16 protein-coding genes and 2 pseudogenes are annotated in these 12,068 nt (G+C 69.6%); 7 read left to right on the top strand and 11 right to left on the bottom strand.

Annotated features, from left to right (window positions below; genetic code table 11):
• Positions 1-327: 327 nt before the first annotated feature.
• From QF027_RS46790 to QF027_RS46800, 3 genes are all read right to left on the bottom strand, one after another.
• On the bottom strand, positions 328-801 hold the full coding sequence (locus QF027_RS46790) for a hypothetical protein (RefSeq protein WP_307081681.1): 474 nt from the start codon (positions 799-801) through the stop codon (positions 328-330).
• 32 nt (positions 802-833) lie between these two features.
• Positions 834-1,619, bottom strand: a complete 786-nt coding sequence (locus QF027_RS46795; RefSeq protein WP_307081683.1) for a hypothetical protein — start codon at positions 1,617-1,619, stop codon at positions 834-836.
• A gap of 205 nt (positions 1,620-1,824) precedes the next feature.
• Positions 1,825-2,589: a VOC family protein gene (locus QF027_RS46800; protein WP_306972762.1), complete on the bottom strand. Its 765-nt coding sequence runs from the start codon at positions 2,587-2,589 to the stop codon at positions 1,825-1,827.
• Positions 2,590-2,767: 178 nt separating this feature from the next.
• On the opposite strand from QF027_RS46800, the gene QF027_RS46805 reads away from it, so the two are divergent.
• Entirely contained in the window at positions 2,768-3,682 is a 915-nt protein-coding gene (locus tag QF027_RS46805) for an N-acetyltransferase (RefSeq protein ID WP_307081685.1), read from the top strand.
• A 5-nt stretch (positions 3,683-3,687) separates the two neighbouring features.
• Here QF027_RS46805 and QF027_RS46810 read toward each other — a convergent pair.
• The 4 genes and pseudogenes from QF027_RS46810 to QF027_RS46825 all read right to left on the bottom strand — a co-directional run.
• A pseudogene (locus QF027_RS46810) lies at positions 3,688-3,840 on the bottom strand (VOC family protein); the annotation flags it as partial.
• Positions 3,841-3,958: 118 nt separating this feature from the next.
• On the bottom strand, positions 3,959-4,594 hold the full coding sequence (locus tag QF027_RS46815; RefSeq protein WP_306972760.1) for a Fic family protein: 636 nt from the start codon (positions 4,592-4,594) through the stop codon (positions 3,959-3,961).
• A complete protein-coding gene (locus QF027_RS46820; RefSeq protein ID WP_307081687.1) occupies positions 4,584-5,342 on the bottom strand; it encodes a hypothetical protein in 759 nt (252 codons plus the stop codon). The genes QF027_RS46815 and QF027_RS46820 overlap by 11 nt, the downstream gene beginning before the upstream one ends.
• Positions 5,343-5,557: 215 nt before the next feature.
• On the bottom strand, positions 5,558-5,926 hold the full coding sequence (locus tag QF027_RS46825) for a VOC family protein (RefSeq protein ID WP_020549970.1): 369 nt from the start codon (positions 5,924-5,926) through the stop codon (positions 5,558-5,560).
• 63 nt (positions 5,927-5,989) lie between these two features.
• Between QF027_RS46825 and QF027_RS46830 the strand changes: the two genes are divergently transcribed.
• Entirely contained in the window at positions 5,990-6,442 is a 453-nt protein-coding gene (locus QF027_RS46830; protein ID WP_307081695.1) for a MarR family winged helix-turn-helix transcriptional regulator, read from the top strand.
• A 469-nt stretch (positions 6,443-6,911) separates the two neighbouring features.
• Here QF027_RS46830 and QF027_RS46835 read toward each other — a convergent pair whose 3' ends face one another.
• Positions 6,912-7,481, bottom strand: a complete 570-nt coding sequence (locus tag QF027_RS46835; RefSeq protein WP_307081697.1) for a nuclear transport factor 2 family protein — start codon at positions 7,479-7,481, stop codon at positions 6,912-6,914.
• Positions 7,482-7,500: 19 nt separating this feature from the next.
• On the opposite strand from QF027_RS46835, the pseudogene QF027_RS46840 reads away from it, so the two are divergent.
• Together QF027_RS46840 and QF027_RS46845 are read left to right on the top strand one after the other, a co-directional pair.
• Positions 7,501-7,581, top strand: a pseudogene (locus QF027_RS46840) (NADP oxidoreductase); the annotation flags it as partial.
• A 125-nt stretch (positions 7,582-7,706) separates the two neighbouring features.
• A complete protein-coding gene (locus tag QF027_RS46845) occupies positions 7,707-7,841 on the top strand; it encodes a hypothetical protein (RefSeq protein WP_306972755.1) in 135 nt (44 codons plus the stop codon).
• Here QF027_RS46845 and QF027_RS46850 read toward each other — a convergent pair.
• From QF027_RS46850 to QF027_RS46860, 3 genes are all read right to left on the bottom strand, one after another.
• Positions 7,834-8,301: a hypothetical protein gene (locus QF027_RS46850; protein ID WP_306972754.1), complete on the bottom strand. Its 468-nt coding sequence runs from the start codon at positions 8,299-8,301 to the stop codon at positions 7,834-7,836. The two genes, QF027_RS46845 and QF027_RS46850, sit on opposite strands and share 8 nt — an antisense overlap.
• Before the next feature lie 122 nt (positions 8,302-8,423).
• Positions 8,424-9,413 carry a hypothetical protein gene (locus QF027_RS46855; RefSeq protein WP_307081699.1) on the bottom strand — a complete coding sequence of 330 codons (990 nt, stop codon included), beginning with the start codon at positions 9,411-9,413 and terminating at the stop codon, positions 8,424-8,426.
• Between the two features lie 111 nt (positions 9,414-9,524).
• Positions 9,525-10,214: a transposase gene (locus QF027_RS46860; protein ID WP_307081701.1), complete on the bottom strand. Its 690-nt coding sequence runs from the start codon at positions 10,212-10,214 to the stop codon at positions 9,525-9,527.
• A 40-nt stretch (positions 10,215-10,254) separates the two neighbouring features.
• Here QF027_RS46860 and QF027_RS46865 point away from each other — a divergent pair, with 40 nt between their 5' ends.
• The 3 genes from QF027_RS46865 (at position 10,255) to QF027_RS46875 (ending at position 12,059) form a co-directional block, all read left to right on the top strand.
• The gene (locus tag QF027_RS46865) at positions 10,255-10,746 is read left to right on the top strand and encodes a hypothetical protein (protein ID WP_307081704.1); all 492 of its coding nucleotides are present in this window, start codon (positions 10,255-10,257) and stop codon (positions 10,744-10,746) included.
• Positions 10,716-11,705 (top strand): SDR family oxidoreductase, encoded by a 990-nt coding sequence (locus QF027_RS46870; RefSeq protein ID WP_307081706.1) that lies wholly within the window; start codon positions 10,716-10,718, stop codon positions 11,703-11,705. The genes QF027_RS46865 and QF027_RS46870 overlap by 31 nt, the downstream gene beginning before the upstream one ends.
• A gap of 138 nt (positions 11,706-11,843) precedes the next feature.
• Positions 11,844-12,059 (top strand): hypothetical protein, encoded by a 216-nt coding sequence (locus QF027_RS46875; protein ID WP_306972749.1) that lies wholly within the window; start codon positions 11,844-11,846, stop codon positions 12,057-12,059.
• Positions 12,060-12,068 lie beyond the last annotated feature (9 nt).

Genomic DNA, 12,068 nt, shown 5'->3' on the forward strand with positions numbered 1-12,068 from the left:
AAGGAAGCGGAGAAGTACAAGGCCGTTGGCGCGGGTGCGCGTCAGAAAGGGCTCGGGTTACTCCGGCTCCCCGCTGTCGGCGTCGAACACCTTGGTGAACGTGGCACCGCACCGGCAGCGCGAGTACTCGACCAGTTCCCCTTGTTCGGACACGCTCAGTCCCTGACTGAGTCTCACATGCACATGATCACCCATGATGAGCTGCTTTCCTTGATGCCTGCAGTCCGCCACATCGTGTGGGCCGGCCGCTCCCGCCCGCAATGCCGCAGCTCACACAGTTCGCGGATGCGGCCACAGTGCTGGGGCCCACCACGGTCGCAGCCATGGTCACCCATGCGGGAGGGCATGGCCTGATCGCCGTTCGGGACGCATCTGGGCGGCCCCCGGGACCCCCAAAATGCCTCTGAAACCCCCTACATCTGCCCGACCAAATCTTGACAAGAAGAGACTCAAGATGGTGTCCGGGGTGCTGTTGAACGCGATGGCCGCATCGGGCGCGTACCGCCGAATCAGGTTGATGACCTGCTCGAGGAGTCCGACCTGGTCGTCCGAGTGCCGCAGGCCACCGCCGACGGTGACGCACTCCCACGGGTGTGCCCGCAGCGCGTTCCCGACGACCACTTCCACGTCGTCACTTCCGTCAAGGCCGATGAGACAGGTCTCCACGCCCACGCCGTGTTCGGCGAACTTGGTCAGTCCCGCCTCGATCGCCTTGGCCACCGGCTCGGGATCCCACGGCCCGGGCACCCGATACGGATCAAGTCCGATGACGAGAACGCGGGGTGAAGCAGTGGTGTCCATGTCCGGACGATACGCGTCGAACGGCCCACGAATCAGAAGGTGATGCTGAAGCCGCGTGACACCGTTCCGGACCCGGGTTCCCGGGGTCGCATGAGCCGTAGGTCGTCGCCCCACGCGTCGAGTGTGGGGCCGTGACCGGCCCGCCGTGCTACCTCCTCGACCCGCGCGAACAGCTGCTGCTGGAGCCCCACCGCACCCGTGGCCGCGATGTGTCCGATGGCATCCAGCAGGGCGTCCGTCTCCCACCCGGGCAGGGGGAACCGCTCCAGTTCCCACACCAGGTACTTGTTGTAGGGCCGTGGACGCCGGTCGAGTGCGAACAGCAGCTCCAGCAACTGCCCCATGCTGTCGGCGGCGTCCAGCCGGGCGGCGAGCGGTCGGCCGTCGCGGGCGTTCTTGACGGACCGGTAAAGCGAGTTGGCGTAGGCGTCAAGCGGGCCGGCCGCCGCGTGGAACGCCTCGTCCTCGCTCAGCAGCGCCTTGGCGGCGACGATGTCCGCGATCTCCCCGTCGAGCCGGTCGAGCAGGACCCGGGCACGGGCGAGGGCGTACCGCTCCCAGCCGCCGAGTCGGCGCAGACCGTCGACCGTGGTGACGACGAGGTCGAGGTCCGCGGAGCGATGGCCGTCCAGTGCCGCGAGTCCGCTCGAGGACCCACCGGCGAGGATGACGTACACGTCGTGGTCGGAGTGCTCGGTGGTCATGCCGTCGTGGGCGCGCGAGCCCTTCAGCAGGAGGCCGGCGACGCCCGGGTCAGTGGTGGCGCGGGCGAGGAACTCGTCGTAGGACAGCGGGGGTTGGGGAGTCACGTGCGTCATGGGGATCTCCCGGGTGCGAGGAGGGCGGGGAAACGCGGACCGCCCCTGCCGTCGTGCCGACGGGAGGGTGGTCGCTCCGTCCGCGGCGGTCATGTGCCGCCGCACCGAGGATCAACGCACGCCCGGGACGCTATACGGCCCCGGCGACCGTCCGCATCCCGTTATTCCGTTGCCTCATCGCCTCGGTGCCTCGTGTTCCCTTCTCTCAGCCGTCGTCCTCCGCGAGGTACACGCCGAACACCGCTCCCTGCGGGTCCCGCAGAACGGCGATCCGGGGGCCGTCGGGGACAGAGGTGGGTTCCATGAGGACGGTGCCACCCGCCGAGGTCGCGCCGGCCGTGGTGGCGTCCACGTCCTCGACGGCGAAGTACGGCAGCCAGTGCGGCGGCACCTCGGGCGGGAACTTGTCGTCCATGGTCACCATGCCGCCGAAGTCGGCGCCGTCCAGACCCCACTGCGTGTAGTGCTCCGAGGCGTTGACGCTCCAGCCGAACACCGACGTGTAGAAGGCCTCGGCCCGCTCGGGGGCCCGTGTCAGCAGTTCCACCCAGCCCAGCGAACCGGGCGCGTTGAACAGTCCCGCGCCCGGGAAGGACCGGGCCTGCCAGAGCTGGAAGGCGGCGCCGGCCGGATCGAGGGCCACGGTGAAGCGGCCCACGTCGAACACGTCCATCGGTTCGACCAGGACCGTGCCCCCGGCCTCGGTCACCTTTCGCGCGGCGGCGTCGGCGTCCGTCACCGCGAACGACACGTTCCAGGCCACCGGCTGCGACTCCTGATACAGCGGGGTCAGTGCCGCGACCGCCGCGTCGCCGAGGTGCGCGACGGTGTAGCCCCCGGCCTCCGCGCGCGGATCCGTCTCGGAGCGCCAGCCGAACAGCTCCGCGTAGAACCCCTTGGCAGCCTCCATGTCGTCGGTCCCCAGCTCGGTCCAGCAGGGGCCGCCGGTCACCGGCTTGTCGAGCTTCATGGTGTTCCTCCCGGAGCGAGCTGCTCTGCGGCCCCTCCACCACGCTAAGCCCGGGCCCTGGTCCCGGCATCCGGCGGCAACAGGGTGGCGCGCGGCGCGCGGACCGCCGTACCCTCGCCCCGTACCGCACCGCATGGCGGCCTCCAGCGCACACCACTCAGGACCCGGAGGTCCCCGCATGCCCGCGCTCACGGTGCGCCCCTTCCGCCGCAACGACCGCGACCAGCTCACCGACCTGGTCAACGCGCATGTCTCCGCCGTCGTCCCCGGCGTCTCCGTCTCGACCAACACGGTGCTCAGCGCCCTGGAGCGGCAGCCCGACGAGTTCATCACCGACCCGTGGGTGAGTGAACGCGTCACCCTCGTCGCCGAGCAGCGCGCCCACGTGATCGCCGCCGCGCATCTGCTGCGCTACCGGTCCGGTCCGGAGGTCGGCGAGTCCTACCGGGACATCGGTGAGATCGACTGGTTCCTGTGCCATCCGGCGGCCTCCTTCCGGCCGGACGCCGACGAGGCCGCCGACCTGCTGATGGGCGCCTGCCTGGCCCAGCTCGCCCGGTGGAACGTACGCGCCCGGTACGCCGGCGGAGAGGTGCCCGCCCCCGCGGTGTACGGCCTGCCCCGCACCTGGCCGCACATCCGTGCCGCGTTCGAACGCGCGGGCTTCAGGCACGTCGGCGACACGGAGGTGATCCTGATCGCGCGGGTGCCCGACCTGCCGTCCGTCGAGGCCCGCCCCGGCACCACGGTCCAGCGCACGCTGGGGGAGTGCGGCACCCGTCTCACCGCGTACGCCGACGGGCGCGCCCTAGGCTTCATCGAGGTCGACACCTCCCTGGCCCGCCCGGAACGGCACGCCCGCACCGCCGGCCTCGCCGACATCGGCAACCTGCACATCGACCCGGGGGCGTACGGCAAGGGCCTGGAGCACTGGCTGCTCGCCCAGGCCGCCGACTGGCTGCGCCTGTGCGGGGCGGACCGTCTCCTCGCCTACGCACCCTCGACCGACAAGACGGCGCTCGACCACCTGACCTCGGCCGGCTTCCGTGAACTGACCCGCACCGACCGCCGCTGGGAGCACCGGCCGGGCTGAGGTCGGATGCCCGGCCGATACCCGATCGGATGGTCGGCCGGCACCTCGACCAGCACGATCCGCGTCCCGTCCGGATCCGCGATCCACATCTTGATCAGCCCCCACGGCGCCTTCACCAGCGGCCGCACGATCTCGACGCCCGTGCCCTGAAGCTCCTCGATCTCGACCTCTGTCCCTCCGCGCTGAACCACGACCAGCCAGCCTCGACGTCACGCTCTTGTCGGCGTAAAGCTCCTGGCCAGACTGGTCAAGAGAACCTGAGGAGAGGTTGCGCTCTCAGTGACCGGCTCTGGGCGCCCGTCGATGGGTCGAGCGGATGAGGACGGAGACCAGGGCGGCCAGGTCTGCCGCGCCGGCGGCGTCGTCCGCGTAACGCGTGGTCTGCAAGGGGCCGGCCTGATCCAGCCGAACTCCCTCCAGCTCCAGGACATAGGCGAGGGTGAGCATGGCAAGGCGGGCGTTGCCATCCGGGAAGGGATGAAAGAAGGCCACGTCCAGGTAGGCCCTGGCCGCACGGGAGGCCAGGGGGACTCGCGGGTCAGAGCTCTCGCGCAGACAGTGTTCAAAGTCCCGCTGGGTGTGCGGCGTAAGTGCGTAGCGTTCCCGGCCGCCCTTGGCGAAAGCATCGCCTTGTCGGAACGCGACCTCAGGATTGCCAAGGACAAGCCGCTGCCATTCAGCCAGAAGCGCGCAGGTGAGGGGGCGCTTGCGGGAAGCGTCTGCGCGCGACCGAGCCAGCGCCGCGAGCAATCGGTCGCCACGAGCCGGATTCGAGGAATGGTCCCCCGCACCGCACCAGATGCCGAAGCCGTCCACGGCCGCCTCGACCGGGGCCGGCGTCTCACCGACCGCGAAAGCCCAGTCGATCTGGTTTCTGACACGGCACCAGGCAGCCAAGGCGTCAGCGGTCACGATAAGGCTTCTCACCGGTCAGGCCCACGGCGAGATCCTCTCCCACGCCGTCGACCAAGGTCCGCGACGGCGCCGTCCAGCTCTTGAACCGTCCACCGATCGCGGCGTCGACCGCATTCTTTGCGATCTCCAGACACATGCCCGTGGACGAGAGGAACCACGTCAGCACCGTGCGGCAGAGCCCGTACCAGCCGGATTCGGCACCTGTGCGGTCCACGACCACCGTCACCAGCCGGGTAGTCGCCCGTTCCAGGTGCCAGCTGTGTTCCTCGGCATCCGCCCCGGCGGGCGGCGCCAACTGTGCGAACCGCTCGGCCAGCTCCTCCAGCCAGTCGCGCCATTCCAGCAGCGACGCGACCACCTTGGCGGCCGTCGCTGCGGACTCGCCCACGGAATGGGAAGTGCAGCACCAGCTGGTGACGACGCCACCGCCACCGCCCTCGCCGACCGCCCAATGCCATCCGCAGGCCCATCGGCCGTATCGGGCTGCCAGAAGCGCCGTCACCTCGGTGGTGAAGCGGTGTCTCTCCTCCCACCCGGCACCGGCAGGAGGAACCATCGAGGCGATCACTGTGGCGAGCTGAGAGCTCTCCTCATCGTTCCAGTCGAAGGCGATGAGGTCGGGATCGACGGCAGACCACGGCAACCAGGCCGGAGCGAGCTCGTCATTGACGGCCGTGGCGTTCCCCCAGAATCGTGTAGGGCAGGACAACTGAGCGATCGTGCCAAAGGCTCGTGGCTTTGTCACACACGTTTCCGGCTCCGCCGATCTACCGTCGTGGCGCACAGTGTGACGACGCTGCCGGGCCGTCTGCTCCGCGATGGCGCGGCACTCGGCCGGGCACGTTCACGTGTACGCGGCTGAGCAGTTGGGTGTACGCCGACAACTCCGTCCACTCCATGCTCGAGCCTCGGGCGCAACCGCGGGCCTGGGGGCCGGTGGCCGCCCGGGCGTTTGGCCTGTCAGGCGCGGTCGTGGAGTGTGACCTGGTAGCCGTCGGGGTCGGCGAAGGTGAAGGTCCGACCGAAGGGGCCGTCGATCGGTGCGGAGACGATGGTGTGGCCGTCGGCGACGAGCGCGTCGTGGATGGCCTGGACGTCGGTGGCGTGGAGCCAGATCGCGGCACCGATGCCGGGCTGAGCGACGGATGCGAGGTCGGTGCCGGGAACGACGTCGCGGAGTGCGAATGCGATCGGCTTCGTCTCGAAGACGACGGCGTGCGGAGGTCCGGCCTGCGAGCGGACGAGGCCGAGGTACTGCTCGTAGAAGGCCTGCGAAGCGTCGAGGTCGCGCGCTTGGAGTGAGATGAAGTCGGGGCCGGTGGCGGGCATGACGATGCTCCTTCTTTTCGTGTCAGCTTTCTGACACAGGTCACCCTATGTCAGAATGCTGACATGAATCAAGACAGTGTCGACCTTGAGAGGTCACTGGGGTACCTGTTGAAAGAAGCGTCGAGCGCCCTCCGCGCAGCCATGGAGGAGGTGCTGCGGCCGCTCGGGATGAACGTGACGCGCTACTCCTGCCTCGAACTGCTGGCCCAACGGCCGGGCTTGTCGAACTCCGAGCTCGCGCGGGGCGCGTTCGTGACACGGCAGTCGATGAACGTGCTGCTCCAGGCCCTGGAACGAGAGGGCTACGTGACCAGGCCCGCGGAGGCACCCGTCGGAAAGGTTCTCCCCACGCGGCTCACGCCTCGCGGCCGACGGAGCCTGGAGAAGGCGACCGTAGCGGTCCGGTCCGTCGAGGTCAGAATGCTGTCCGGCATGACCGAGACCGAGCAGTCAGCCGCGTTCCGGATCCTGCAGAGCATGATCCATTCCCTGCGCGAGGGCGACGACGGTGCATAGCTCGTTCCCCGGCGCACCTCTTGTCGCGCTCGGACAGGAGCGCAGCCGAGTGTGAAAATCCGCGCGAACGACCTCGAAAGCGGACGGATCCCGTCGACACCCTCGCTTCTGCGGTGAGTTACGGGAGCGCGGCCACACCCTTCAACTCACCGGCACGGGACGGATCGACCGGGATCCTCGCAGCGCCGCGGCGTACCCCGGGGCCCTGCGCGTTGTGGAGTTCGCCATCGACACGGTGGTGGAGATCCACAATGCCAGCCCGCTGCGATGGGAACTCCTGAACTACTCCCGGTTCAACCCGCCCGTCGCGTGACGGGGGCCGGACCGGGGGAGCGGCCGCGCGATGAGAGGGGAGCCGACGCGACGAACGCACGCTCGGTTGAGGTGCGGGATCTGACCGGGGAACTCGTTCCCGGCCCGGCGGGTGCGGTCCGCACGGTGTCATCCGCGCGTCGGAGGGCATGGGCGGTCAGGCGTGGGGAGGGTGGCTGTCGGCGGAGTCCCGGTACGGCGCCCAGGTCGGAAAGGACTCGGGCAACTGGCGGGCGCCCAGCGGGTCGCTGCCGTCGTTCACGCCGGTGCCGTGCGCGGGCCTGGACAGTGCGCCGGCCAGGTACCAGCGGTGGAACTTCCGCCGCCGGAAGCACCACTCGCCGTTCACGCGCAGGTTGCTGTCCCAGTACTGCAGTTCCCCGACCTCCCAATGGCCGGTGGAGGGCCGTTCGAGGTGATCCCGGCAGTAGACGACGCCGCTGGCGTGGTCGGCGTCGTCGAAGTCCACGATGTGGTTGGTCAGCTGGTGGATCGTGGTTCTCGAGGCTCGCATGGCCTCGGTGTACCAGCGGTGCAGTGCCGCGCGGCCGGATGCGTCGCGTCCCACCCGCACGTCGGCCACGAACAGGTCTGCGACGGCGTCCATGTCCCGTGAGTCGAGTGCCGGCACGTACCGGTAGGGGAGTTGGCGGATCTTGACCGGCGATTCCATGCGGTCGAGCCGCTCTTCGACCGTCATCGGTGTCCAGGGTCCAAGTCGGCCCATGCTCGTCTCCTCCCGGGTAGGCGACAATGCGCAGGCCAAGGCGGGCGTGGCGGCATTCATCGAGAGCCTCGGGCTGCGCCCGCTGGACGTCGGCGGCCTGACATCGTCGCGCGGCCGCTTCCAGGATGATGCACATCATGATCTCGTTGAAGTCGTCAAAGGCATTCTCGCGCGGACGGTGTGATCTGCGCCTTGGTCGACTCCCTCGAATGTGACGACTACAGCATGACTTCGATCAGCGGGCGTCACGTCGCCGGGGACACCGGCCTCGAGCGGGTCATGACGGCACGGCCCGCCGGAGGGATACCGACGGGCCGTGACCTGATACGAAACTACGGCTGGTACAAGGGCTTCAGCTGATGAAGGAGCCCGGGGCGCAGGCGCTCGCGGTCACCCAGGCGTGCGACTCGATGGAGTTGTTCATGTTCGCGTTGTTGGTGTAGTGGTTCCGGCTGAGGTCGTCCACGTACTTCTCGCCCGGCTTGAGGCAGCCGTACGACGTGTCGTCGTAATCCGCGCGCCAGTAGAAGGCCACGACGTCCTTGCCGCCGACGAATCCGCTGTTCATGACGGACGAGGCGCGGTTCACGTCATTGCCCTGGAAGGGGCCGAAGCCGTCACCCCACTCGGGGTCGTTGCCGGGGGTGACGCCGAGGAGTTCCCCGCCGCAGTCGGTACCGTCCCAGGCGCGGACGTTGCCGTCACGGCCGTGCGAGTTCCAGTTGGCGTTGCAGCCGGGGCCCGCGTGGGCGGCGGCCGGGATGGCGATGCCCAGAGCCGCGAGGCCCAGGGTGGCAAGGGAGACGGTCAGTTTGCGCATGACGGATTCCTGTTCTGCTTCCGCCTCATGGGAGGCGTGGGTGGGGTGACGGCCCGCGAGCGTCGTCGCGGGGTCTGTCCGTGACGCGGGGTCACGGAAGTCGGGGGCCGGCGCGGCCCGGATCAGGTGCGGGCGGGGACTGTGCGCTCGGCGCGGGCGAGGGCCTGCCGCCGCATCCGCAGGTGGGCGTCGAGGGCGTGGCCGTACTTGGCGGTCAGTTCGCCGACGTAGTGGGCCTCGCGCCGCTCGCCGGTCAGGCGGAGGGAGACGGAGCGGGCGCAGGTGGCGTCGGCGACCGCGATCCGGGTCTCGTTCGCGAAGCTCCTTGCCTCCTCGGCCCGGGTCTGGTCCGCCCTGTGCTCGCGCGTGGATCGGCGGGCCGCGTCGGGGTCGGGGAAGGGATGGCCCGCCTTGCTCATACAGCGCGACCAGGCGTCCATCGCGCCCTTGAACTCCTTGTCGCGCAGCAGCTTGCCGACGTACAGGGGGCGCAGGTTGCTGACGGTCACGTCGGCGCGGAACCATGCCGCCGGATCGCCGTACAGCATCTTCTCGGCCTGGCCGACGCAGCCGCCGGACTGCTTGGTGATCGTGCCGCCGGACGGCATCCGCGACGTCAGCAGTACGGCGTCCCGGCCGCCGTCCATCGCGATGTCGTAGGCATTCTGCCGCGAGCGGGAAAGGGACTCGCGGTAGGCGATGTTGGGGTTGCGCAGGCGGGCGCGGTCCTCCTTCGCCATGATCCGGCTGCCGTAGCCGTGGCTGCGCGCCCAGTCGACGTCGTCCTGGACGTAGCCGACCGGCCGGCTCTCCTCCAGGCTCAGCGGCTTTTCCTCCCAGTAGCGGAAACCCTGTTTCCTCATGCAGAGCGTGATCAGGTGCTGCTCTGCGTCGGCGATCCGCAGGTCCTGGGCGTAGGTGAGCTTCTCGCCGGCCGCGGTGGCGGCGGCCCTCGCGGCCGGCGAGGTGTGGTGGGCCGCGTCGGTGTCCGCCGTGCAACCGGTCAGGGCGAGCGAAACCAGCGCGGCGATCGCGCCCACCGTGGTGATCGCGCGTCGCGTGGTGCGTCCACGCGGTACCACCGTCCGGCGTGGGGCGTCGGTGCGCTTCATCGGCATGCTCCCGGGGCGAGGTCGAACTGGCGTGTTCTTACGTGTCGTTGACGCTGCGGGAGGCACGTGCGTATGACCCTCGGACCGCGGCTTTTTTTCTCGCGTTGACGGTCATACGAGGACGGCGCGCGAACGGTCTACCTCTGACTTGTCCAGTACTCCGCCCTTCAGGACTCTGCTGAGGATTCCGCGAATCCGGCTGTCGGGCCGCGAGCATGAGGGCTTCGAAGTGGGAGTTCGGCTGGCGCCGAGCGGAGTGCCGGTGAGCCATCGGTCGATGCGGATGGTGTTGAGCGCGGCGGCGGCGAACACGTGGCCCAAGCGGGTTGTGGGCACGTTGCGGTAGCGGGTGCGGCGCATACCTGTCACGCGTACGGCGCGGGAGACGCTGCCTTCGACGCCGGCCCGGATTGCGCAGCGGACCCTCCACTGGGCCTGGCGGGCGGCTTCGAGGGCGTCGTGGCGCTCGCGTGGGAGGAAGGTGATGCCTCTGCCCCGCCGGCCGGCCGGAGGCTTGGTGCACTGTGTCTGTTTCGGGCAGGGGCGGCAATGCCCGGCGGAGAGGAACACCTCGAGCACTGGAGTGCCGTTGCGGTGGTGTTTCTGCTCCCACCACTCGAAACTGCGGTTCCCGCGGGGCAGACGGCGCTCTCGGTGTCCCGGTCGAGGGTGAAGTCGGCGCGGGCAGCCCTGATTCTGCCGGGACCGCGGGCTGCTGTCGTGCGGGGGCGGACCGAGCAGTTCCATACCCTGCTCGGTCGCGGCCAGGAACAGGACGGCGGTGGTGTAGCCGGTATCCACGACATCCCGGCTGGTCCGAAGCGGGCGGGAACGGCACCAGTTGCCGGCACTGTGTGCGCCGGCCGGAGCCCTGCTCGCCGACCCGGACGGCGTCTACGACCCGGCCGAGCACCACGACCGCATGCTGTTCGGTCGCAAGGGCACGATCAGCGAGGCCGAACACCATCTGATCAAGCAGCGGATGCGGAACGGACGGATCGACCAGGCCCACTGTGGCGAGTCGGCCGTGCCGTCGCCGGTCTGTCCGAGGCACGCCGACGGCCAGATGGTCAACGTCGCTTCGGGCGTTCTACGGCCGCGACGAGGTGCTGCCGGCGGCCGATCCGTCGGTTTCAGCCGCCACCGCGCACGGCCTGCTCCCGTCCACTCGGGCAGGTGGTCACGTGCTGAAGCGCTTGCGTGTCATCCGCCTCGTAGGTCGGTTCGGTGCCAGCCGGGTACCCGTTGTGCCACGGAGGCGGGCTACAGGGCGCCCGGCTCGGCAGACCTGAGGAGGTACCCATGGGACTGCGCGATCACGTCGTGGTGGTGACCGGAGCATCCAGCGGCATCGGACGGGCCACGGCCGAGGCCTTCGCCCGCAAGGGCTGCGCCGTGGTGCTGGCCGCGCGCCGCGAGGAGGCACTGGAAGCGGCGGCCAAGGAGTGCGAGAAGCATCGCGGGGCACGGACGCTGGTCGTTCCGACGGACACGACGGACGCCGCAGCGGTCGAGAACCTCGCCCGGAGGGCGGTGGCGGAGTTCGGCCGGATCGACGTCTGGGTGAACAACGCGGCAGTCAACGCCTTCGGCCGCTTCGAGGACGTGCCACTGGAGGACTTCCGCAAGGTCCTGGACGTCAACGTGATGGGCTACGTGCACGGAGCCCGCGCCGCGTTGCGGGTGATGCGGGAACAAGGAACGGGCACGCTGATCAACATCTCGTCCATCGCGGGTGCCGTGTCCCAGCCGTACAGCCACCCCTACAGCATGTCCAAGCACGCCGTCCAGGGGCTCGGTTCGAGCCTGCGGCAGCAGTTGCGGGTCGAGGGGATGAAGGGCGTGCACGTGTGTACGGTGATGCCCGCGACCATCGACACCCCACACTTCCAGCAGGCGGCGAACTACACCGGGCGCAAGGTTGTCGCCATGCCGCCGGTCTACACCCCGGAACGTGTCGCCGACGCGGTCGTCGACCTCGTTCACCGTCCTCGCCGCGAGGTCGTGGTCGGTCCGGCGGGCCGCGCCCTGGTACGTCAGTCCCGGATCATGCCCGGCCTCGCGGAGCGCACGATGGCACGCCAGACGGACAAGAGTCATCTCGATCACGACGAAGCGGCCCCGGCCACTCACGGAGCGCTGCACGTACCGGCTTCCGGAGAAGGCGCGGTTCACGGCGGCTGGCACGGGCGGCGGCGCACAGCGATGCGCAGGACCGCTGTAGCCGCCGCGCTGGCCGGAGCGGCCGTGACCGCCGGGCGCAGGATGACTCGCAGTGCGGCGGCCGCCTGAGGGGGATCGGGTACGGGTCCTGACAGGGTGCTCTGTCGACAACCGCCTGCACAGCCGAACCTTCCCCCCCCCCGGGAGCGTCACCCGACTGGCCCGCCATACAGCGCACCCCACCCGCGCCGACGGCACGCTGGCCCTATGGCGTCTGATCAGCCCGTCGTCGTTTACCCGCCCACCGAAGACGGAGGTCGGCGTGTCCGCGTAGGCGACCACTTCGTCGGCATCGCCTACGGGCTCCTCGACATCGCCGCCTTCCTCCAAGAGGCCGGCTTGCAGGACTGGGACGAGATGGACGTCGCCCGATCTGGGCTCATCGAATGGCGCGGCGGCGGACCCGACGTCTGGGAACACTGACCGGGGTGA

This window comes from Streptomyces canus, from assembly GCF_030816965.1.
Lineage (GTDB): Bacteria > Actinomycetota > Actinomycetes > Streptomycetales > Streptomycetaceae > Streptomyces > Streptomyces canus_E.